The sequence below is a fragment of the Actinospica robiniae DSM 44927 genome, assembly GCF_000504285.1.
GTDB classification, from domain to species: domain Bacteria; phylum Actinomycetota; class Actinomycetes; order Streptomycetales; family Catenulisporaceae; genus Actinospica; species Actinospica robiniae.
Genome location: NZ_KI632511.1, coordinates 9,089,688 through 9,110,347, shown reverse-complemented (window position 1 = coordinate 9,110,347; position 20,660 = coordinate 9,089,688). Strand labels below are relative to the sequence as shown.

The 20,660-nt window shown below is 71.5% G+C and carries 21 protein-coding genes; 6 read left to right on the top strand and 15 right to left on the bottom strand.

The window, feature by feature from the left end; all coding sequences use genetic code 11:
* The first annotated feature begins 197 nt into the window (after positions 1-197).
* A complete protein-coding gene (locus tag ACTRO_RS39195; RefSeq protein WP_034271456.1) occupies positions 198-671 on the top strand; it encodes an NUDIX hydrolase in 474 nt (157 codons plus the stop codon).
* Here ACTRO_RS39195 and ACTRO_RS39190 read toward each other — a convergent pair.
* Together ACTRO_RS39190 and ACTRO_RS39185 are read right to left on the bottom strand one after the other, a co-directional pair.
* Entirely contained in the window at positions 668-1,564 is an 897-nt protein-coding gene (locus ACTRO_RS39190) for an NAD-dependent protein deacetylase (RefSeq protein ID WP_034271453.1), read from the bottom strand. The genes ACTRO_RS39195 and ACTRO_RS39190 overlap by 4 nt on opposite strands.
* A gap of 79 nt (positions 1,565-1,643) precedes the next feature.
* Positions 1,644-3,116, bottom strand: coding sequence for a carbohydrate binding domain-containing protein (locus ACTRO_RS39185; RefSeq protein WP_245594621.1), 1,473 nt, complete (start codon positions 3,114-3,116; stop codon positions 1,644-1,646).
* Positions 3,117-3,533: 417 nt separating this feature from the next.
* On the opposite strand from ACTRO_RS39185, the gene ACTRO_RS39180 reads away from it, so the two are divergent.
* Complete coding sequence (locus ACTRO_RS39180) at positions 3,534-4,271, top strand: VIT1/CCC1 transporter family protein (protein ID WP_051452087.1); 738 nt, start codon at positions 3,534-3,536, stop codon at positions 4,269-4,271.
* Positions 4,272-4,274: 3 nt separating this feature from the next.
* Here ACTRO_RS39180 and ACTRO_RS46510 read toward each other — a convergent pair whose 3' ends face one another.
* The 10 genes from ACTRO_RS46510 to ACTRO_RS39130 all read right to left on the bottom strand — a co-directional run bounded on the left by ACTRO_RS46510 (position 4,275) and on the right by ACTRO_RS39130 (position 13,800).
* Positions 4,275-5,000 carry a DUF4232 domain-containing protein gene (locus ACTRO_RS46510; RefSeq protein ID WP_084316874.1) on the bottom strand — a complete coding sequence of 242 codons (726 nt, stop codon included), beginning with the start codon at positions 4,998-5,000 and terminating at the stop codon, positions 4,275-4,277.
* A gap of 121 nt (positions 5,001-5,121) precedes the next feature.
* Positions 5,122-5,826 carry a uracil-DNA glycosylase gene (locus tag ACTRO_RS39170; protein ID WP_245594620.1) on the bottom strand — a complete coding sequence of 235 codons (705 nt, stop codon included), beginning with the start codon at positions 5,824-5,826 and terminating at the stop codon, positions 5,122-5,124.
* 67 nt (positions 5,827-5,893) lie between these two features.
* Positions 5,894-6,568 carry an O-methyltransferase gene (locus ACTRO_RS39165; protein ID WP_034271447.1) on the bottom strand — a complete coding sequence of 225 codons (675 nt, stop codon included), beginning with the start codon at positions 6,566-6,568 and terminating at the stop codon, positions 5,894-5,896.
* Positions 6,569-6,590: 22 nt separating this feature from the next.
* Positions 6,591-7,442: a DMT family transporter gene (locus ACTRO_RS39160; RefSeq protein ID WP_034271444.1), complete on the bottom strand. Its 852-nt coding sequence runs from the start codon at positions 7,440-7,442 to the stop codon at positions 6,591-6,593.
* A gap of 57 nt (positions 7,443-7,499) precedes the next feature.
* Entirely contained in the window at positions 7,500-7,799 is a 300-nt protein-coding gene (gene mnhG, locus ACTRO_RS39155; RefSeq protein ID WP_051452084.1) for a monovalent cation/H(+) antiporter subunit G, read from the bottom strand.
* A gap of 2 nt (positions 7,800-7,801) precedes the next feature.
* Positions 7,802-8,185 (bottom strand): MrpF/PhaF family protein, encoded by a 384-nt coding sequence (locus ACTRO_RS44555; protein ID WP_051452083.1) that lies wholly within the window; start codon positions 8,183-8,185, stop codon positions 7,802-7,804.
* Between the two features lie 2 nt (positions 8,186-8,187).
* A complete protein-coding gene (locus tag ACTRO_RS39145) occupies positions 8,188-8,718 on the bottom strand; it encodes a Na+/H+ antiporter subunit E (protein WP_169740012.1) in 531 nt (176 codons plus the stop codon).
* A gap of 5 nt (positions 8,719-8,723) precedes the next feature.
* On the bottom strand, positions 8,724-10,346 hold the full coding sequence (locus ACTRO_RS39140; protein WP_034271441.1) for a Na+/H+ antiporter subunit D: 1,623 nt from the start codon (positions 10,344-10,346) through the stop codon (positions 8,724-8,726).
* Positions 10,343-10,933 (bottom strand): NADH-quinone oxidoreductase subunit K, encoded by a 591-nt coding sequence (locus ACTRO_RS39135; protein ID WP_051452081.1) that lies wholly within the window; start codon positions 10,931-10,933, stop codon positions 10,343-10,345. Before ACTRO_RS39135 ends, ACTRO_RS39140 begins: the two co-directional genes overlap by 4 nt.
* Entirely contained in the window at positions 10,930-13,800 is a 2,871-nt protein-coding gene (locus tag ACTRO_RS39130) for a Na+/H+ antiporter subunit A (RefSeq protein ID WP_051452080.1), read from the bottom strand. Before ACTRO_RS39130 ends, ACTRO_RS39135 begins: the two co-directional genes overlap by 4 nt.
* 142 nt (positions 13,801-13,942) lie before the next feature.
* Between ACTRO_RS39130 and ACTRO_RS39125 the strand changes: the two genes are divergently transcribed.
* The 4 genes from ACTRO_RS39125 (at position 13,943) to ACTRO_RS39110 (ending at position 17,089) form a co-directional block, all read left to right on the top strand.
* The gene (locus tag ACTRO_RS39125) at positions 13,943-14,146 is read left to right on the top strand and encodes an FmdB family zinc ribbon protein (RefSeq protein ID WP_034271439.1); all 204 of its coding nucleotides are present in this window, start codon (positions 13,943-13,945) and stop codon (positions 14,144-14,146) included.
* A 177-nt stretch (positions 14,147-14,323) separates the two neighbouring features.
* The gene (locus ACTRO_RS39120) at positions 14,324-15,724 is read left to right on the top strand and encodes a ferredoxin reductase family protein (RefSeq protein ID WP_063628149.1); all 1,401 of its coding nucleotides are present in this window, start codon (positions 14,324-14,326) and stop codon (positions 15,722-15,724) included.
* 18 nt (positions 15,725-15,742) lie between these two features.
* A complete protein-coding gene (locus ACTRO_RS39115) occupies positions 15,743-16,264 on the top strand; it encodes an FMN-binding protein (protein WP_034271437.1) in 522 nt (173 codons plus the stop codon).
* 3 nt (positions 16,265-16,267) lie between these two features.
* Positions 16,268-17,089, top strand: a complete 822-nt coding sequence (locus tag ACTRO_RS39110; protein WP_051452079.1) for an FAD:protein FMN transferase — start codon at positions 16,268-16,270, stop codon at positions 17,087-17,089.
* A gap of 210 nt (positions 17,090-17,299) precedes the next feature.
* On the opposite strand, the gene ACTRO_RS39105 is transcribed toward ACTRO_RS39110, so the two are convergent.
* The 3 genes from ACTRO_RS39105 to ACTRO_RS39095 form a co-directional block, all read right to left on the bottom strand.
* Positions 17,300-18,469, bottom strand: coding sequence for a coiled-coil domain-containing protein (locus tag ACTRO_RS39105; RefSeq protein ID WP_157436694.1), 1,170 nt, complete (start codon positions 18,467-18,469; stop codon positions 17,300-17,302).
* A 31-nt stretch (positions 18,470-18,500) separates the two neighbouring features.
* Positions 18,501-18,947, bottom strand: a complete 447-nt coding sequence (locus tag ACTRO_RS39100) for an SRPBCC family protein (RefSeq protein WP_034271434.1) — start codon at positions 18,945-18,947, stop codon at positions 18,501-18,503.
* A gap of 103 nt (positions 18,948-19,050) precedes the next feature.
* Positions 19,051-20,529, bottom strand: coding sequence for an MFS transporter (locus ACTRO_RS39095; protein ID WP_084317249.1), 1,479 nt, complete (start codon positions 20,527-20,529; stop codon positions 19,051-19,053).
* Positions 20,530-20,660: the final 131 nt, after the last annotated feature.

Here is a 20,660-nt window from a genome sequence, read left to right as displayed (position 1 = left end):
CGACGAGATCACTTGCACAGCGAGTTTGTCATATCAGATACACGGCCCGCCCTGCTGGGAGGCGGGTTTTCTTGGGACGCCCGGCGCCGGCGGACGCTTGCGCGGACGGCCGCGCGGGCTCGCTAAGCTGATCGCGCGGCCGGGCCGAAGGTGGTGCGGCGGCCGAATCCGATCTCGCCGAGCTGGAGGACGTGGGCATGCCGATCCCCGAATTCATCGTCGCGATTCGCGAGAAGATCGGCCAGGACCTGCTGTGGCTGCCCGGCGTCACCGGCATGGTGATGGACGACGCGGGCCGGGTCCTGCTGGTCCGGCGGGCGGACAACCTGAAGTGGACGCTGGTCACCGGCTGCCTGGAGCCGGGCGAGCAGCCGGGCCACGGCATCGTCCGCGAGATCCTGGAAGAGACCGGCGTCGTCGCGGAGATCGAGCGCGTCCTCGCGGTCGAGACGACGCCGCAGTTCGCCCACGCCAACGGCGATCAAGCCGTGTACATGGATGTGGCGTTCCTGTGCCGCGCGCTATCGGGCGAGGCGCGGGTCAACGACGACGAGTCGGTGGACGTGGGCTGGTACGCGCTGGACGAACTGCCGGAGCTTCCGCCGCGGCACACCAACTGCATCCAGCGCTACCTCGAGGGCGCGCCGGAGGCGTGGTTCTCCCGGCCCTAGGCCGTGGCCAGCCGCGTGACCAGCGTCGTCAGGCTGATGCCGAGGGGCGCCTCGAGACGGACGAGAGCGTGGGCGTCGCCGCGGGTGGGCCCCTGGTTGATGATCGCGACCGGCTTCCCGGCCTTCGCGGCGTACTTGACGAACCGCAGGCCGGACATCACCGTCAACGACGAGCCGAGCACGAGCAGCGCGCGCGAACTGTCGATCAGCTCGTAGCACTGCGCGACCTTCGGTTTGGGCACGTTCTCACCGAAGAAGACGACGTCGGGCTTGAGCGTGCCGCCGCACACGTCGCAGGGGACGAAGTCGAACGCCGCCACCGCCGCGTCGTCGAGTTCGACGTCGCCGTCCGGGTTGATCCGAGTGCCGCCGCCGTCGTGGAAGTCCGGGTTGGCCGTGCGCAACCTGCGGTCCAGCGCCTCGCGCGAGCTCAGCGTCCCGCAGTCCAGGCAGATCACCCGGGCCAGGGCGCCGTGCAGCTCGATCGGATCGGGCGTGCCCGCAGCGGTGTGCAGGCCGTCCACGTTCTGCGTGATCACGCCCGAGACGTGGCCGCCCAGGCCGAGCGCCGCCACCGCGGCATGGCCGGAGTTCGGCTTCGACCCGGTGATCGTGCGCCAGCCGACGTGGCTGCGGGCCCAGTAGCGCCGCCGGCCGGCCTCGCTGGAGACGAACTCCTGGTAGGTCATGGGCGTGTGCCGGCGCAGGGTGCCGGTGACGCCGCGGTAGTCCGGGATGCCCGATTCGGTCGAGAGGCCGGCGCCGCTGAGCACGGCGACTTCGCCGTGGTCGAGGATGCGGGCCACGTCGTCGAGGACGCCCATGGCCGGTCCGATCGCGGAGGCCGCCGCGGCCTCGCCGCCGGGCCAGTCCAGAAGGGGTCGCACACGCATACCCGCAGGATACGTCGCGCCACCGACTGGTCGGCGTCCCCGCAGGTGGGGACGCCGACCGGGCCGGTGCGCCGGGGTGTTACCCGGTGAATCCGGCGAAAATCGAGGTGAACTGGAAGCTCGACTGCGAGATGCCGCTGCAGGTCGGCGAGACGCCGCCGCCGGCGCAGCCGCCGTTGTCGCGGCCCACGGACCAGAAGGCCAGGCGCCCGATGTGGTTGGACTTCGCGAAGGAGAGCAGCTGCTGCGCGTCGGCGATGGTGAACACCGGGCCGGTGTCGTTGTCGCCGATCATCGGGGTGACTCCGAGCATCGCGTAGAGCTGTGCGCTGGAGTAGCTCGGCCAGATCGTCGCCATCTGCGCCTCGGTGGACTGCGCGGCCTCGATCACGCTGGTGCCCCAATCGCCGTCGGGCGCGAAGTCCATGGTCATCGGGTTGACGATGCCGACCTTCACGCCTTCGGAGACCGCGTTCTGCAGCACCTGCACGCCGAGCGCGGGGGTCAGGCCGTAGGTCGCCGCCTGCACTTCGAGCGTGTAGGAGATGACCAGGCCCGGGTTGGCCGCCTGGACCTGCGCGATGGCCTGGTTGACCTCGGAGGTGTTGGTGGCCGCCTCCATGTCGAAGTCGAGGTGCGTCACCTTCAAGGTGCTCACCACGCTCTGGTACGCGGCCTCGAGCGCCGACTCACCCGAACACGTCGTCTCGAGGTAGGGGCCCTGCGCGCCGCCGAAGGACACCGCGACGTCACCGCCCGCCGCCCGCAGCGCGTTGATCTCGCCGATGATGCGCGAGTCGGTCAGCGGGATGGTCCCGCCCCACTCCGGCACGCAGCCCGCGCTGCTGCCGAGCAGGAACGCGAGGGTGAACGTCTTCTGCCCGGTGGCCTGCTCGACCTGCAGCAGCGTCGGCGTGGAGGCGGTGATGTCGATGTACGGCGCGACCTTCCAGTTCAGGCCTCCGGGCGGCGAGCTGGTGGTGCCGGTCGGCGTCGGTGAGGCGCTCGGGCTGGCGGAGTGCGACGGGCTCGCGCTGGCGCTTGCGGACGGCGTGGGGGTCTTGCTCGCGGACGCGCTCGCGGACGGCGAGGAGCTCGCCCCGGCCGGCCCGGTCAGCGCCAGGTCATCCGCGTAATACGTCGGCTGCGCATACCAGCCGTGCACGAACACCTGCACAGAGGTCTGCGACGCACCGGTGGTGAACGTCACGCTCAACTGCTGCCAACTCGACGCACTCGGCGTCCACGTCGAAGAGCCCCCGCTCACCCCGATATACACATACGAGCCCTCGACATACCCCGACAACGTGTACGACGTGTTCGGCACCACCGAGACCGTCTGCGTACACTGCGCGTCATCCGAAGACGAAGGCGACCCGGCCAGCGCCCCCGAACCCGCGTGCACCGGCGAGGAGACCACCGCCGCCGTCCCCGCATCGCAACTCCACCCGGAGAGCGAGGACTCGAAGCCCGGATCCGACAACAGATTCGTCGCCGCCGCCGTCGCCGGACTCGCCAGCAGACTGACACTCGCGACCAGACCGACCGCCAAAGCGCCGGAGACCAACGCCGCCGTCCGACGGCGACGGCCGCCCGGCCCGGAAGCCGACGTGGGTGATGAGGATGTGGGTGGGTGGCTCAAGGCTGACATCTCCTCGGCTCGAAACGCGCCGCGACACGGCGCCTGCCGAGAATGTGGTCCAGACCATTGGCCGTGTCAAGGGTCTGGACCACCCTTATCTCAGGGCTGTTCAACCGCCCGGAGGCGCTCTTCTCGGGCCCCGGGCAACCGGTTCACTCCCCTTCCCGATGCGCACCGGTGCTCCGTCGTCCGGCGCGGGCCGCCACCGGCGCTGCGCGGCCGGGTCCGGGCCGACAAGGGCGCGCCCGGGCATGTAAAGTTGCGCCTATCCCACCTCCGCCCGCCACGCTGCGGCGTGCCTGCGACCGCAAGAAGACCGGAGCCGTTTTGCCTGAGGCAGCCGACAAACCGCACTCCCCGCGCACCCCGGGACCGCCGCCCGCGCACCACCACCGCGACGTGTCCGGGGGCTGGCTGCGCCCGGCCGTCTTCGGCGCGATGGACGGCCTGGTCACCAACGTCTCGCTGATCAGCGGGGTGGGCGCGGGCGGCGGCTCGGTCCACACGGTGGCGCTGACCGGCGTGGCCGGCCTGGTGGCCGGCGCGTTCTCCATGGCGACCGGCGAGTACGTCTCGGTCTCCTCGCAGAACGAGCTGGTGCAGGCCGAAGTGGCCAAGGAGCGCAACGAGCTCAAGCGCAACCCGATCGGCGAGCGGGCCGAGCTGGCCGCCGCGTTCGTGGCGCAGGGTGTCGAGCCCGAGCTCGCCCGCAAAGTGGTCGAGCAGATCTCGGCCCAGCCGGACCACGGCCTGACCCTGCACGTGCGCGAGGAGCTCGGCGTCGACCCGCACGACCTGCCCTCGCCGTTGACTGCGGCCGGCGCGTCGTTCGCGTCCTTCACCCTCGGCGCGATCATCCCGCTCGCGCCCTACCTCTTCGGCTCGCAGCTGCTCTGGCTGGCCCTGGTGCTGGCGGCGCTGGGCGCGCTGATCGGCGGCGGCGCGGTGGGCAAGCTGACCTCGCGGCCGGTCTGGTTCAGCGCGCTGCGCCAGCTGCTGCTCGCCGCCGTCGCGGCCGGTGCCACCTACCTCATCGGCAATCTCATCGGCACCGGCGTCGGCTGAGCCTCAGGAGGCCGGGGCGTTCCCGATCAGCGGCAGCACCGGGTGCACCTGGAAGGCGCCGCACACCGTCGCGGAGGAACCGAGCGCGAGCGTGGTGCTCCGCTTCGAGTTGGGCGGGGTCGCCTCGAGCGTGTCGGCCGAGGTGTAGCAGGACGCGGACGAGTCGCCCGAGGGCACGTCGGACCATTCCAGCACGGCCGAGACGGTCTGCCCGACCGCGAGCGTCACCAGCGGCGGCTTGGCCAGGCCGACCGCGCCGCCCATGTTGCCGGTCAGCTTCCGCACGGCGTCGAGCGGCTTGAGCGTGCCGCTCGGGTCCACCAGCTCCGCGCCCGGATACCCCTGCAGCGTGCAGGTCTGGCCGGAGGAGTTGGTGAACAGCAGCAGGACGCTGACGTGCCCGGCGGCGCCCTGGCCCTGGCCGAGGCTCACCGTGATGGCGTCGTCACCGCAGCCGGGCGCCGCCGGGGCGGAGGCCGACGCGGATGCGGAGGCGGCAGCGCTCGGCGACGCCGACGCGCTCGCGCCGACGGTCGCGGTCAGCGTCGGCACGGTGACCGGCGAGCCGTCCGCGCTCGCGGTCGCGCTGGATCCGGTGGCCGGCGGCAGGCTCTGCGGGGGCGTGGACGAACCGCCCACCGACGCGTACGCCAGATACCCCGACCCGGCCATCACGGCCGCCGCGAGCACGGCCGTCACGGCGATGAACTGACCTCTGCTCATGGTCATGATGACACCTCCGGCGGGAGAGACGCACGATCAAGCAAACCGGTTGGGTCCGGTTGCCCGGCCGGGTCCGCCCCGCCGGAGCCGCCGCCACCCGGCGCACGCAGCGTGGCAGCGGGATGGCTCACAGCGTCCAGTCGACCGGCGAGTAGCCGAGCTCGCCCAGCGCCTCGTTGACCGCGGAGTACGGCCGCGAGCCGTGGAAGCCCTTGTTAGCCGAGAGCGGCGAGGGGTGCACGCCTTCTATCACCCGATGCTTGCCGGTGTCGATCAAGGCCGTCTTGGTCTTGGCCGGGCCGCCCCAAAGCACGAACACGACCGGCTGCTCGCGCGCACTCACGGCGCGGATCACCGCGTCGGTGAAGGTCTCCCAGCCGCGCTTCTTGTGCGAGTTGGCCTCGTGCGCGCGGACCGTGAGCACCGTGTTGAGCAGCAGCACGCCCTGCTTGGTCCAGGGGCGCAGGTCGCCGTTCGCCGGGATCGGCAGCCCGAGGTCCGCGTTGAGCTCCTTGTACATGTTGCGCAGCGACGGCGGGACGCGCACGCCCGGCCGGACCGAGAAGCACAGGCCGTGCGCCTGGCCGTCGTCGTGGTACGGGTCCTGGCCGAGCAGCACGACCCGGACGTCCTCGTACGCGGTGGCCTCGAGCGCGGCGAAGACCTCTTCGCGCGGGGGGAAGACCTGGTGCGCCGCGCGCTCGGCCGCGACGAAGGCGTCGAGCTCGCGGTAGTACGGCTTCTCGATCTCCGCGCTCAGGGCCTGACGCCAGGACGCGGGCAGCGGCGGCAGGTGCAGATCGGTGGGCGCGGTCAGCTCATCGGTAGTCACAGGGGCCACCGTAGCGGCCGCCTCCGACAGCCGTGGCGCCGATGCGCGATCCGCCCCGACGCCGGCGCTAACGCTTCTGCGCGACGGTGAGCCCGTCCGCGATCGGCAGCATGACCACCTCGACCCGCTCGTCCGCGACCAGCCGCTCGTTGAACACGTGCAGGGCGCCGGGATCCGGGTCGCCGTCCTCGCCGGCCGCGGCGCGGCGCGAGTCGACCACCTCGCCGCTGCGGAAGGTGTTGTCGAACGCGATGATCCCGCCCGGGCGCAGCCGGGTGATCAGGGCGCTGTGATACTCCCAGTAGGGCTGCTTGTCCGCGTCCACGAAGGCGAAGTCGATGTGCTCCTCGGCCGGCAGCGCCTCGAGCGTCTCGAGCGCCGGGGCGATGCGCAGGTCCATCCGCTCGGTCAGTCCGGCGCGGTCCCAGGCCTCGCGGGCGATGCCGGTCCACTCCTCGCTGATGTCGCAGCAGATCAGCTTGCCGCCCTCGGCCAGCCCGCGGGCGATGCAGATCGAGGAGTATCCGGTGAAGGTGCCCACCTCCACCGCGACCCGCGCCCGGGTGAGCCGGGTCAGCATGGTCAGCAGCACGCCCTGTTCCGGCGCGATCTGCATCCGGGCGACGCCGCCGAGCTCGGCGGTGCGCTCGATCAGCCAGTTCTGCACGTCGTCGCGGGGCGAGGTGTGGGCGAGGAGATAGGCGTGCAGCTCGGGTGTGATCGGCACCGGGATAGCAGTCATGTATCGAAGTATAGTGACATCCTCACGCGTTGAGCAGGAGGACTCCGGTGAACGCGGCGAGGATTCCGAGGTTCTGCACCGGACGCAGCCGCTCCTTGAGCAGACCGCGCGCGAGCAGGGTGCTGACCACCGGGTAGAGGCCGGAGAGCGCCATGACCACCGGCAGTCCGCCGCCGGCGTGCCGGGTGGCCAGGCCGTAGAGGGAGTTGGCGGTGACGTCGCCGAAGCCGCTCCAAAGCAGAAGGCCTATGGCCGAGGCGCCGAAGGCGAGGCCGCGCAACGGTCCGGTGCCCGCCCGCAGTCCACGCAGCGCGACCGGCGCGAGGATGATCACGCCGCCCGCGCGCTGAGCCAGCACGGTGCCGTAGACGCTGGTGGCGGAGCCGAGGGCGAAGAAGATGTAGTAGAGCCCGAAGCCGATCGCGGAGACCAGCGTGAGCAGTAACGTGGAGCGGCTGACCAGAGCGCCTTCGCGCAGCTCCGGCCCGGAAGCGAGGATGACGCCGGCGAAGGCGAGCACGATCCCCGCGCCCTGCAACGCGTCCACGTGACCGCCGCGGGCCAAGGCCCAGAGCACCGGGACGGCTGCGCTGGTCGCCGAGAGCGGCGCGACCAGCGACATCGGCCCGGCGGCCATGGCCCGGTAGAAGCAGGCCAGGCCGATGCCGACGGCGAATCCGGCGCCGAGTCCGTAGAGCTGATAGGCCCCGAAGGGCGGGTGCAGCAGCGGGATGCCGAGCGTGAGCACGACGAAGACCATGAGGGTGCCGAGGAAGACCACGGCCGTGGAGGGCCAGCGCCGCGAGAGCATGGAGCCGGCGAAGTCGCTGCTGCCCCAGACGAGCGAGGCGACCAGGGCGAGGAGGGGCGGCATCGGTGACTCCGGCTAGAAGGACGGCCCGTCCACTCTAGCCGCGCTTCGATCCGAAGATCACACCCCGCCCCGGCGCCGCCGCTCGGCCCGGGCGATCATGTGCGCGGCCACCGGCACCGTCCAGGTCTGGAACAGCCCGACCAGGATGAGCGTGGTGACGTCGTTGGCATCGCGCAGTCGCAGCGCCACTCCGAGCACGACCATGAGCAGGCCGAGCACCTGCGGCTTCGTCGCGGCGTGCATCCGGGTGAGCACGTCGGGAAACCGCAGCAGGCCGATCCCGCCGATCAGCGACCAGAGCGCGCCGCCGAGGATCACCACGTCGCCGATGTCGTCGAGGACCTGAGCCGCCGTCATCGTCAGAGTCCCTCCTCGCGTCGCTTCTCCAGCTCGGTCTCGGGCAACGGCGCGGGCAGCGAGCCGCCGAGGGTGTCGTCCGCCAGGCCGGGCGCGACGCAGCCGTCGTCGCCGGAGACCTCCTCGCCCTCGACCGAGCCGGCGAACCGGGCGATGCACACCGCGCCGGTGAACCCGACCAGCGAGAGCAGCAGGAGCATCGGCAGGAACTCGCCGTCGTGGTGTTCGGCGGCGTCCACCGAGATCGCGGCCAGGCAGATGGCGGTGAGCACGTCGAGGCCGATCGACCGGTCGTAGATGGTCGGGCCGATGACCGTGCGCACGAGCACGAGCAGCGCGGAGACGGCCAGCACGACCGCGGCGCCGTAGAGGCAGAACTCGTCCATCGTCACCGGCCGGGCTCCTTCCGCACCCGCTCGCGCTCGGCCTTGGGGCCGAAGGCCGCGGTGATGCGTCGCTCGAGATTGCGCACTTCGCGGATGACCGTCTGCTCCGCGTCGGGGGCGGAGGCGTCCAGGACGTGGATCTCCAGGATCCGCCGCTGCGGCCGGACGTCGATGACGGTGCTGCCGGGCACGGCCGAGAGGGCGACCGCCACCATGGTGATCATCAGACCGCCGTGCACCCGCAGCGGGACCTCGAAGATCGCCGGCTGCGGGCGGGCGGGCCGCAGAATCTGCGCGGTGACCCGGAAGCTGGCCGCCACCAGGTCGAAGGAGACGAAGACCAGCAGGCTGAGCACGCGCAGCGGCCGGAAGCGCAAGCCGATCTCGACCGGCGGCTGCGGCGTGCCGACGAGCAGTACGAGCGCGATCACCAGGCCGGAGACGATCGCCAAGGGGCTGATACTTCCCCACAGCAGCAGCCACACTCCGACCAGCCACAGCACCGCGCCCGGCTTCACCCTGCGTCGTCGCACCGCGCTCAATGCGCACCTCCGATGACGGACTGGACGGCGTGCACGTACACCTGCGGATCGAGCATCTCGGCCGCGGCCCGCGACGTGTAGCGGGCGATCGGCCCGGCCCACACGGTGTAGGCGAGGCTGAGCACGATCAGACCCACCGTCGCGCCGACCATGCCGGCCGGGTAGTTCTCCCCGGTGGAGATGCGCCGGCCGCCGATGCCGCGGGCCTCGCCGACGGTGCTGCGGATGACCGCGACGCCGGAGATGCCGGGGAAGACGATCTGCCGCTCACTGTCCTTGCCGAGGCCCTCGCCGGGATTGCGCCAGAACGCCCTCGACCAGACTTTCGTCATCGCGTAGAGCGTCAGCAGGCTGGTCAGCAGCATCGCCGCGAGCAGGCTGTACGCGCCGACGCCACCGGTCGCCGCGGCCGCCTGGAGCAGGGCGAGCTTGGCCACGAAGCCGGAGAGCGGCGGGATCCCGGCGAGGTTCATGGCCGGCAGGAAGAACAGCACGCCGAGCACCGGGGCCATCCGCGCGAGTCCGGCCAGCCGGCCGAAGTCGGCCGTGCCCTCGCGCCGCTCGATCAGCCCGGTCACCAGGAACAGCGACGTCTGCACGGTGATGTGGGTGATCGCGTAGAACAGCGCGCCCGAAAGCGAGCGGACCGTGCCGACGGCCAGTCCCAGCACCAGGAATCCGACGTGGCTGACCAGGGTGAAGGACAGCAGGCGTTTGAGGTCGGCCTGGGCGACGGCGCCGAGGATGCCGACGAGCATCGAGAGCGCGGCCAGCGCGTAGAGCAGCGGGGCGCGGCCTTCATGCGGGAACAGCAGTGTCTGCGTGCGGAAGAGCGAGTAGACGCCGACTTTCGTGAGCAGTCCGGCGAACACGGCGGTGACCGGCGCGGGCGCGGTCGGATAGGAGTCGGGCAGCCAGGCCGAGAGCGGGAAGACGGCCGCCTTGACCGCGAACACGGTCAGCAGCAGGACCTGCACGGCCAGGCGGACCGCAGGCTCGGTCGTGGCCAGGCGGGTGGCGAGGTCGGCGAGGTTGACCGTGCCGCAGGCCGCGTAGGCCACGGCGATCGCGCCGACGAACAGCAGCGAGGACGACGCGCCGACCATGATGTAGACGGCGCCGTGCCGGATCCGCTGTTCCGTTCCCCCGATGGTCATCAGCACATAGCTGGCGGTCAGCAAGACCTCGAACCCGACGTAGAGGTTGAAGAGGTCTCCGGCCAGGAAGCTGTCGGCGATCCCGGCCGCGAGCACGAGGTACGTCGGATAGAACACGGCCAGCGGCGTGCCCGCCTCGTCCTCGTTCTCGTCGGCGGTGCGCTGGCTCTGCGAGTAGACGAGCACCGCCAGCGTGACGGTGGAGGAGATCGCCAGCATCAGCCCGGAGAAGCGGTCCACCACCAGCGTGATCCCGAGCGGCGCGGCGAACCCGCCGACCTGGACCACGATCGGCCCGTGCTCGTCGGCACCCACCATCAGTACCGAACTGATGATCAGATCAGCGGTCAGCACCGTCAGCGAAATGAATGTCTGGATGCGAAGTCGGCGCGGTCCGAGCACGAACTTGAGGCCGACCGCGAACAGCGGCAGCAGCACCGGCAGCGGGACGAGACCGGTCACGGCGCCCCACCACCGGCGCTGTCGTTGGGCGGCCGGGTGAAGTCGGTGTCGGTCTCCGTCTCCTCCTCGAGGTATTCGTAGTCCTCGGCGCGGGCGGCGATGGCGCGCTCGAGCCGGGCACGGGCGCGCAGTTCCCGGCGGGACTCGTGGAGCGAATCGCGCAGCTCCTGCCTGCGGTGGCGCGCGATGGCGAGGGCGGCCTTGCGCTCGGCCCGGTACTCCGCCCGCTGGGCGCTCAGTTCGCGGCGCAGACGGATCCGGTGCGCCGCGTTGGCGATACGCCGGTCCTCGACGTCGTCCTGGACCAGGTCGTCGCCGCTCAGCTGCCAGGTGCGGTAGGCCAACGCGAGCAGGTAGGCGGCCATGCCGAGGGTGATCACGATGGCGGTGAGGATCATGGCCTGGGTGAGCGCGTCGGCCGGACCGAGCCCGCCTGCCGCGAGGATCAGCACATTGAGTCCGTTGCCGGCCAGGATGAAGCCGAGCACGAGCCGGGTCAGGCTCGGAGCCAGCAGCAGGTAGACGCCGCAGGCCACGAGCAGGCCGCCGGTCAGGACCAGGGTGAGGCTGGTGCCGGAGCCGCTCACGGCGCACCTCCGGCGGCTTCGGCCTCGCGGTCGGCCGCGATGTGCCGGTCGAGCTCCGAGCCGAAGGAGCGCAGGATGTCCAGGACGATGCCGATGACCAGGACGTAGACGCCCATGTCGAACAGCACGGAGCTGTGCACGTCGACCTCACCGGTCACCGGCAGGTGCAGCACGATCTCGCCGGGCGCCAGGACGGTGTCGCCCCAGGCGTAGCCGAGCAGCGCGGTGCCGGCCGCGAGCGCCATGCCGACACCCAGCAGGACACCGGCGTCCACGGGAGCCGCTGCGGCCAGCTCGTAGCGCCCGCCGGCGAGGTAACGCATTGTCAGGCCGAGCCCTGCGAGCAGTCCCGCGACGAACCCGCCGCCGAGCCCGCCCTCGCCGTGGAAGAGCAGGTAGAGCGAGACCAGCAGGATCGTGTGATACGTCAAACGGGCGACGACTTCGAGTTGCAGGGAACGCTGGAGTACCGCCGGACGGGCGGCCAGCCACCCGCCGGAGACGTTTTCACTCGGGCGGCCGGCCGCTGATTCCTCCCGCGCCGAGGCGTCGTGGTGATTCTTTCGGGCGGCCGCCGTGGCGCCGCGGCGGGCGAAGACCAGGCTGGTGACCCCGGCCGCGGCGATGGCGAGCACGCTGCTCTCGCCGAGCGTGTCCCAGGATCGGAAGTCGACGATGATGGCGGAGATGACGTTGCCGAGCTTGGCGTGCTCGGCCAGCGCCTTGTAGCCCGGTCCGACCGGTGCGACGCGGCGGCCGGCGGCCGCGACGTACGTCAGTGCACTGAGGACGGCGCCGGTGGAGATCGCGGTGGCCATATGCGCGACGCGGCGGCTGGTCCGCACCGTACGCACGAAGTCGGGGCCGAGGCGTCGCAGAACCAGGACGAACACGATCAGCGAGACGGTCTCGGCGGCCAATTGGGTGAACGCGAGATCGGGCGCGTCGTCCACCAGAAAGAGGATCGCCACGGCGAAGCCGGTGACTCCGGTGAGCAGCGCTGCGGGAAGCCGCCCGCGCAGCAGTGGCACGCTGAGCGCGGCCAGGCAGGTCAGGATCGCGACAGCGAGCTGCGTGCGCGAGAACCACCACGGCACCGGATGCGGCAGGTGCCACGGCGCGCCCGAGATCAGAGCCCAGATGCCGAGCGCGACCGCCGTGACGAAGACCGTGCCGACGTACACCGGCAGCGAGCCGCGCTGGACGGAGCCGGTGATCTGCAGCGACGCGCGCTCGATCGAGAGCAGCAGGTTGGTGACGACGTCTTCGCCCTCGGGCAGGGTGTGGTCGCGGTGGAAGCGCAGCAGAGGCTTGCGCAGCAGGAAGATCGCGGCGCCGCCCGCCCACGCGATGGCCGAGAGCGCCAGCGGCATCCCGATACCGCTCCAGCCGGCGATGTGAAGCTCCAGATGACGAGGCCCCGGCAGCGTGTCGGCGTACTCGGCGAAGAGCTCGTCGAGCAAGGGCGCGCCGATGCCGAGCACCAGCCCGGCCAGCGCGAGCACGCCGGCCGGAGCGAAGAAGAGCGCGCCTTCGGGGTGAACCGGCGTCGGCTCGACGCCGGGCTTCGCCGCGAACGCTCCCCACACGACGCGGCAGGTGTATCCGACTGTGAGCGCCGAGCCGACCGTGAACACGACCAACATGTACGGATCGATGTGGGAGCCGTCCTCGGCTCCGGACCAGAAGGCGTCGAACACGCTTTCCTTGCCGCCGAAGCCGAGCAGCGGCGGGATGCCGGCCATCGAGGCCGCGGCCAGGCACGTGATCACGCACAACGTGGGCATGGAACGCCCGAGGCCGGAGAGTTTTCGCAGGTCACGGGTCTTGGTGCAGTGGTCGATGATGCCGATGGAGAGGAACAGCGGGGCTTTGAACAGCGCGTGCGCGAGGGTCATCGCCACCCCCGCGTAGGCGTCGTCCCGGTTGCCGCCGCCGAAGACGGCGACCAGGAAGCCGAGCTGGCTGACGGTGCCGAACGCGAGCACGCGCTTGAGGTCGTGCTCGCGCAGGGCTCTGATGCCGCCGAGCAGCATGGTCGCGCCGCCCAGGCACATGCACAGCCCCTGCCAGTACGGCTCGCTGCCGTAGGCCGGGTCGAAGCGGGCGATCAGGTAGATGCCGGCCTTGACCATGGCGGCCGCGTGCAGATACGCGCTGACCGGCGTGGGCGCGGCCATGGCGCCGGGCAGCCACTGGCTGAACGGGAACACGGCCGACTTGGCGAAGGCGCCGACCAACAGGAGCACGAGCGCCGCGGTGACGGCTGTGCCGTGCGGCGGGTGGGCGAGGATCGCCGAGATGCGGTACGTCCGGGCGTCCTGGCCCAGGATCACCACTCCGGCCAGCAGCGCGAGCCCGCCGAAGGTGGTGACGGTCACCGCCCGCAGGGCGCTGCGGCGCGCCCCGGGACGGTCCGCGTAATGGCCGATGAGCAGGAACGACAGGATCGTGGTCAGTTCCCAGAAGACGTACAGCAGCACCAGGTCGTCGGCCAGGACCAGCCCGATCATCGCACCGGCGAAGCCGGTGAGCGAGGCGGCGAACAGGCCGAGCCCCGGCTCGTCCGAGTCGAAGTAGCGGGCGCAGTAGATCAGCACCAGCGCGCCGATGCCGGCGGCGAGGTAGAGCAGCAGCAGGCTCAGCGCGTCCAAGCGAAAGGCCAGGTAGACGTCGTACTGCGGGATCCACTCGACCACCTGCTCGACCGGATGCCCGTCGAGCACGCCCGCGGTCTGCGCCAGCGCCCAGCCGAGAGCGGCCGCGGGGGCCGCCGCGAGCACCAGGAACGCGCCCCGGCCGAAGCGGCGCACCAGCGGCGGAGCGAGGACCGCGGCGAGCACGTGCACGGCCACCGTCCACAGCACGCGCTGGTCCTTCCGCCTCCGCGATCAGGGCGCCGCGGCCGAGGGGCGCGCCGGGCACAAGGAAATTGTGCGTTATGCCGGAATTAATACGGAGAACGGACACGCCGTGGATTCCGGCCCGGGAGCCCGTACACTCCCTGGCATGGCACGTTATGAATACCGCTGCCGCGCATGCGGGGCGACCTTCGAGCAGACCCGACCGATGGCGGAGTCCGACGCGCCGGCCGCCTGCCCGGCCGGGCACACCGACACCGTCAAGCTGTTCTCGGCCGTCTCGGTCGGCGGCCGGAAGCAGGGCCCGGCACCGTCCGGCGGCGGGTGCTGCGGGGGCGGCTGCTGTTCCTGAGCGCGTCCGCGCCTCGCCGCGCTGCGCCTTCCGGCCCAAGCGACGTCACCCTCCCCGCGCGATCCGGAGGGCGCGGACCTCGGTCCGGCAGCGTCTTTGCAGTTCCTGAACGTTTTTCTTAACTTATTCTCGACTGCCGGGCCGGAACGTCTCATCGAGGTGAGGCACAGTTATGGGGTGACTGCAACCAGCTCGGGCCCCGCGCACGCACGGCCGTCGACGGCCGCCGCGGCCACCGTGCTGCCCCGGCCCGGCCGCGGCTGGACGTACGCGCTGGTGCTCGCCATCGCTGCCGGAGTCGTCCCGATCGTCATGATCTGGTGGCAGGGCACGACCGCCGGCTCGCTCGACTCGGCCGGCGGGGCGCTGACCGCGGCCGGCCGGATATCCGGGCTGCTCGCGGCGTACCTGCTGCTGGTGCTGGTCGCGTTGATGGCCCGGATACCCCTGCTCGAGCACCGGGTCGGCTCCGACGTGCTGACCAGGGCGCACCGCGCGCTCGGCGAGTACACCGTCTCGCTCGCGCTGGGCCACGCCCTGCTGATCATCCTCGGGTACGCGCTGAGCCTGCGCACCAACCCGGTCTCGGAGGCGGTCACCCTCGAGCTCGACTATCCGGACGTGCTCATGGCCACGGCCGCCCTCGGCCTGCTGCTGTGGGTCGGCATCGTCTCGGCCCGCGCTGTACGGCGACGGATGGCGTACGAGTCCTGGTACTTCATCCATCTGTACGTCTACCTCGCGATGGCCCTCGCGTTCTCGCACGAGTTCGCCGACGGCTCCGAGTTCTCCGACTCGCCCCGCAACCGCTCGCTGTGGGTCGGCGCGCACGTCCTGGTGGGCGCGCTGCTCGTGATCTATCGCGTGCTGGTGCCGATCGCCCGCTCGTTGCGGCACGATGTGCGGGTGCGATCCGTCGTGCCCGAGGCCGCTGGGGTCGTCTCCGTCCACCTGACGGGCCGTAACCTGCGAAGGCTGCGGATCGAGCCCGGCCAGTTCCTGCGCTGGCGTTTCCTCGACCGGGCGCACTGGTGGCAGTCGCATCCGTATTCGATCTCCGCGCCGCCCCGAGACCGCAGCCTGCGGATCACGGTCAAGGACCTCGGCGACGCCAGCGGCTCGCTGCGGCACCTGCGGCCGGGCACCAAGGTCTGGTTCGAGGGCCCGTACGGAGCCTTCACCGCGCGCCGGCTCGACCCGGGCGCCGGCGGCAAGGTACTGATGATCGCGGGCGGAGCCGGGATCACCCCGCTGCGCGCCATGTTCGAGTCGCTGCCCGGCGGAGGCGGCTCGGCGGTCCTGCTCTACCGGGCCTCGAGCCCGCGTGAACTGCCGCTCTACGAGGAGCTGGCCCAGATCGCGCAACAGCGCGGCTTCGGCCTCTTCCCGCTGGTGGGAACGCGCGAGTCCGGCCCCGACCCGTTCTCCCCGGCCGAGCTGCACCGCCTGGTGCCGGACCTCTCCGACCGGGACGTGTACCTGTGCGGGCCGCCGGGGCTGGTGCACGCCGCGAAGCGCGGCCTGCGCCGGGCCAAGATCCCGGGCCGCCGGATCCATGTCGAATCCTTCGATCTTTAGCGAGCGAGGAAGCCACCGATGCGCAAAGTCCTTCTGGCGCTGACGCTCACCGCCGTCGGCCTCGCCCTGCTGCTCTCGTTCAAGTCGCGCTCCGGCGGCAGCATCTCGGCCCTCGGCAGCAGCACGGTCCAGAACAACACCGCGGCGCAGAGCGGCACTGATTCCGCCCCGTCGGCGGATCCGTCCACGGCGCCCTCGTCCCCCGCGTCACCGAAGTCGTCTTCGGGCTCGTCGAAGACCTCGTCGTCCTCGAAGAAGACCGTCAGCGGCACGTTCACCGGTTCGGAGGTCGACACGCGCTACGGACCGGTGCAGGTGCAGGCCGTCCTCTCGGACAGCAAGCTGACGAACGTGAACGTGCTCGAAGTCCCGGACAACGGCAGCTACGAGGATCAGATCGTCTCCATCGCGCTGCCCGAGCTCAAGTCCGAGGCTCTGTCGGCGCAGAGCAGTAACATCGACATCGTCTCCGGCGCGACGTTCACCTCCGAGGGCTACGCGCAGTCGCTCCAGGCCGCCCTCGACAAGGCCGGGGTCTAGGCCGTGGGCCTGCTGCGCGCCGCAGAACCGGTGATGGGCACCGTCTTCTCCGTCGCCGTGCCCGAAGACACCGACGGCGAGCGGTTCGCGGCCGCCTGGCGGGAGGCGTGTGCCCTTCTGCACCGGCTCGACGAGGTCTACTCCCCCTTCATCCCGGAGAGTCCGGTCTCGCGGATCCGGGATGGCCGCCTGTCCCCCGGCGACCTCGACAACCAGCCCGATCTCTCGCCCGACGAAGCAGCGGACTTCCGCGAGGTGCTCGGCCTGTGCGGCCAGCTGCGCAACGAGACCCGCGGAGCCTTCGACGCTTGGGCCGTGGGCGATCCGCCGAACTTCGACCCCTGCGGCGCGGTCAAAGGCTGGGCCGCCGAACGCGCCTCGCGGCTGCTGGTCGAGCAGGGCCTGCCGCAGCACCTCCTCAACGCGGGCGGCGACGTGCGCCTGCGATCGACCGGCATCGAGTGGAGCGTCGGCGTCGAGGACCCGCACCGGCCCGACCAGATCCTGCTGCGGCTGCGACGAGCCGACGGCGCCGTCGCCACCTCCGGCACCCGCCAGCGCGGCGCCCACGTCTGGGACCCTCGTAGCCGCCGCCCGGCGTCCGGGCTGGCGCAGGCGACCGTGACAGGCCCCGATCTCGCCCTCGCCGACGGCTACGCGACCGCCGCGATCGCCCTCGGCGTCGAGGCACGGCCCTTCCTCACCCAGTTGGCTCAGCGCAGCGGCTACGAGTCCTTCACCGTGGACGAGGACACCGGCGTGTGGTGGACTCCCGGCCTGGAAAGCCACGTGCCGGAACTGCGCGAGGTACGCCAATCGGGCTGAAAGTTCCGGAAAAGAGGACTTCCTAGGGACTTTCGCTCACCCGCAAGAGTGGTCGGCGCCGTTAGCTCTTGGAACCCGGCCGCCGAAAGGGTGTCATAGAACCACGGAGGCCGCACCCGCGGCCGCCGGACCGTGGTGACAACGCGCTCCCCCAAGCGAAGGCCGCACCACATCACCCGGAAACCCGCGCACTGCCCGGCGCGGGTTTCCTCATTTCCCGGCCTCTTCGCCGTCCGCCGGGGCGCTGTCCATCACTACGCCGACCGGCTGTTGCGGCTCGTGCGACTGCGCCGGCACCTGGGCCAGCCGGACGCTCAGATCCAGCAGACGCGCCGTCAGCTCGTCGGCCCGAGCCCGCTCGGCCTCGAGCTGCGTCCTCATGCGGGCCAGCTCCTCCTGAGCGGCCGTCAGCTGCGCGGCCGCGTTCTCCCGCGCCTGAACCGCGTGCCGGGCGTCGGCGTGTGCCTCGGTGGTCGCCTGGCGGGCCGCCTCAAGGTCGCGGGCCAAGGCGTCGGCACGCTCGTTCGCCGCCTGAGCCCGACCTGTCTCGGCCTCGGCACGTTCGCGCTGCGCCTCCGCCGCCGCCCGCGTGCGCTCTGCCGCCACCAGCGCCTCGGAGCGTTCCGCAGCGGCCTGATGTGCCGCGGCCTCGGCACGTTCCCGCGCTGCTGCCTCGCGAACCGTCTGATCCCGAGCCTGCTCCGCGTCGCCCTGAGCGGCGAGCGCGCGGGCAAGAGCCGCGTCCCTGGCCGCGTCGGCGTCGCGCGCGGCCTGCGTTGCCTGGCGCGCCTCGGCTGACCGCTCGCGAGCCTCCTGCTGCGCCTCAGTCCTCGCCTGTACGGCTGCTGCCTCGCGTGCCGCCGCCTGAGCCGCGTCGTCAAGGGCCTGAGCCGCAACCGCCTGCGCCTCGCGAGCCTCCTGCTCTGCCTCCTCACGCCGCGCCCGCTCCTGCTCGGCGTGTGCGACAGAGGTCTGCGTCTCGGCACGGGCGGCTTCGGCGGCGGCCTGCGCGTCCCGGGCCTCCGCTGCGGACGCGGCCGAGTGCGCGGCCGCTTCCGCGCGTACGGCAGCGATCTTCGACTCCACCCCGGCCGCCGAGAGCTCGCCGTTGAGGGAACCCGCGAGCAGCGCCGCCGACTGCTCCAGCCGGTCCACCAGTTCCCAGGCCTGAGCGAGCTGGCCCGGCAGACCCGGCGCGTTGCGCTCACGCGAACGGGAGTTGCGCGCCGCCTTGAGACAGGCGTCGTCGTTGTCCCGGCAGTACTGGAACGGGCGCCCCGCCCCGATCCGCTGCGGCACCGGCCGACCGCAGTGCAGGCACGGCCGGGTGGGCACCGCCGAGTCGGCGGAAGGCGGAGGCGTGGGCGTGGCGGCGGTCATGACCGCCCAGGATACCGGGCCCGAGTCCGGGTCAGTCCGTCTCGCAGTGCGCGGCGAGGTTCGCCAGCAGCTCGTCGTAGATCTTCACCAGCGCCTTGGGCGCGAAGGTGCGCTCGAAGAACCCGCCGATGCCGCCGGCCCCGTTCCACACCGTCTCGATCACGACCCCGGCGTGTCCGTCCTCGGAGCCGGTGACCGTGTACGTGGTGACCATCGAGGAGTTCGCGTCGGTCTCCACCAGCACCCCGTCGTCCGGCGCGGTGACCGTGATCAGGCAGTCGCGCACCCGCTTCTCGGTGGCCGCCAGCTTCCACGCGACCACGGTGCCGGCGCCGTTGCCGCCGTTGCGCAGGGCGTAGTCCGAGTACTGCGACGGCAGGATCTTCGGCCGCACTGTCGCGTAATCCGCGAGCGCGGCGGCCACCTGCCCGGCCGGGGCGTGGACATGGGCGGCGGCGACGGCGCGGACCTGGGACATGCGGGGGCTCCTCGAAGGCGGAACGGCTCTGATACCGGACATGGGCCGGGCCCGCCTCGCGGCGGACCCGGCCCAGCTTAGCCCGTGCGGTGCGCGCTCCCGGTCAGGCCCCGCCGCCCATGCTCGCCTGGATCGTCTCCTGCGACATCGGCCCGGCGTTGATCAGCAGCCCGCCGACGATGCCCGCGAGCACCAGGAAGCCGGCCGCCGCCCAGGTGGCCATCGTGTAGCCGTGCACCTGCGCCGTCAGGTTGACCGCGGCCGCGGCCGGCGGCAGGTGGTGCGAGGCGACGTACGTGGTGGTCGCCGAGACCGCGATCGTGTTCAGCAGCGCCGTGCCGATCGAACCGCCCACCTGCTGCGCCGTGTTGAGTGTGGCCGAGGTGACACCGGCGTCCTGCGGCGCGACACCGGACGTGGCGACCGCGAAGACCGGCATGAAGGTGAGCCCGAACCCGAGGCCGAGCAGGATCTCGGCGGGCAGCACCTCGGTGGCGTACGACCCGCCGACAGAGATCTGCGTCATCCAGACCATGCCGCCCGCGGCCAGCAGCATGCCCGGGACCAGCAGCAGCCTCGGCGCGAGCCGGGTCAGCAGCCGCGCCGCGATGCCGACGGAGGTGAAGATCAGCGTCACGCTCATCGGCAGGAAGGCGAATCCGGTGCGCAGCGCGGAGTAGCCCTTCACGCCCTGCAGGTAGTAGGTCAGGAAGAGGAAGACCCCGAACATCGAGAGCGCGGCCAGCGCCATGAGCGCGAAGCTGCCGCCCCGGTTGCGCTCGACCACGATCCGCGGCGGGAGCAGCGGCGTGCGGGCCCGGCCCCGCACGATGCCGAAGCCGACCAGGGCGACGACGGCGATCGCGAACAGGATCAGCGTCGTGCTGTCGGACCACCCGTCGCTCGCGGCCTTGGTGAAGCCGTAGACCAGCGCCAGCAGGCCGCCGCAGCCGAGCACCGTGCCGGCGTAGTCGATCTCCACCCGGCGGCGCGGCGCCCGGTCGACGACGAGCAGGATCGAGCCGACGACGGCGACGACCGCGATGATGACGTTGACGTACATGGTCCAACGCCAGGTCAGGTAGTTGGTGATGACGCCGCCGAGGATGAGCCCGATCGCGCTGCCGGCGCCCGCGATGGCGCCGAAGACGCCGAAGGCCTTGGCCCGCTCGTCCGGGTCGGTGAAGGTCGTGGTGAGCAGGGAGAGCGCGGCCGGAGCCAGGATCGCGCCGAAGACGCCCTGCACCGCCCGGGCCCCGAAGAGCATCCCGCCGCTGACCGCCGCCCCGCCCAGCGCCGAGGCCGCGGCGAAGCCGATGAGCCCGATCACCAGCGTGTTCTTGCGCCCCACGAAGTCGACGATCTTCCCGCCGAGCAGCAGCAGGCCGCCGAACGCGAGGGTGTAGGCCGTCATCACCCACTGCTTGTCCGCCGGCGCGATGTGCAGGTCGCGCTGGGCGGAGGGCAGCGCGATGGTGACCACGGTGATGTCGAGCACGATCATCAGCTGGCTGAGTCCGATCAGGACCAGGCTCCACCAGCGTCGGGGATCCGGTTCCTGAGCGTCCACGGGTGCGGGCATGACGCCGGGCGTGTCTGAAGTCTGGGTCTCCGATATCTCGGCCACTGACGGCTTCCCCTCTGCCGTTCGGCGCACCGGGACGGCGCGCACCAGGATTAAAGCTAGCAGCAGGGTTCTGCGATCTTGAGAAC

What these genes read in the sequence shown, in the direction of transcription:
- ACTRO_RS39095 (WP_084317249.1), bottom strand. Translation starts at nt 20,529, where the DNA reads ATGCCCGCACCCGTGGACGCTCAGGAACCGGATCCCCGACGCTGGTGG.
- ACTRO_RS46510 (WP_084316874.1), bottom strand. Translation starts at nt 5,000, where the DNA reads ATGACCATGAGCAGAGGTCAGTTCATCGCCGTGACGGCCGTGCTCGCG.
- ACTRO_RS39100 (WP_034271434.1), bottom strand. Translation starts at nt 18,947, where the DNA reads ATGTCCCAGGTCCGCGCCGTCGCCGCCGCCCATGTCCACGCCCCGGCC.
- ACTRO_RS44555 (WP_051452083.1), bottom strand. Translation starts at nt 8,185, where the DNA reads ATGGACGAGTTCTGCCTCTACGGCGCCGCGGTCGTGCTGGCCGTCTCC.
- ACTRO_RS39195 (WP_034271456.1), top strand. Translation starts at nt 198, where the DNA reads ATGCCGATCCCCGAATTCATCGTCGCGATTCGCGAGAAGATCGGCCAG.
- ACTRO_RS39190 (WP_034271453.1), bottom strand. Translation starts at nt 1,564, where the DNA reads ATGCGTGTGCGACCCCTTCTGGACTGGCCCGGCGGCGAGGCCGCGGCG.
- ACTRO_RS39165 (WP_034271447.1), bottom strand. Translation starts at nt 6,568, where the DNA reads ATGACTGCTATCCCGGTGCCGATCACACCCGAGCTGCACGCCTATCTC.
- ACTRO_RS39160 (WP_034271444.1), bottom strand. Translation starts at nt 7,442, where the DNA reads ATGCCGCCCCTCCTCGCCCTGGTCGCCTCGCTCGTCTGGGGCAGCAGC.
- ACTRO_RS39105 (WP_157436694.1), bottom strand. Translation starts at nt 18,469, where the DNA reads ATGACCGCCGCCACGCCCACGCCTCCGCCTTCCGCCGACTCGGCGGTG.
- ACTRO_RS39125 (WP_034271439.1), top strand. Translation starts at nt 13,943, where the DNA reads ATGGCACGTTATGAATACCGCTGCCGCGCATGCGGGGCGACCTTCGAG.
- ACTRO_RS39115 (WP_034271437.1), top strand. Translation starts at nt 15,743, where the DNA reads ATGCGCAAAGTCCTTCTGGCGCTGACGCTCACCGCCGTCGGCCTCGCC.
- mnhG (WP_051452084.1), bottom strand. Translation starts at nt 7,799, where the DNA reads ATGACGGCGGCTCAGGTCCTCGACGACATCGGCGACGTGGTGATCCTC.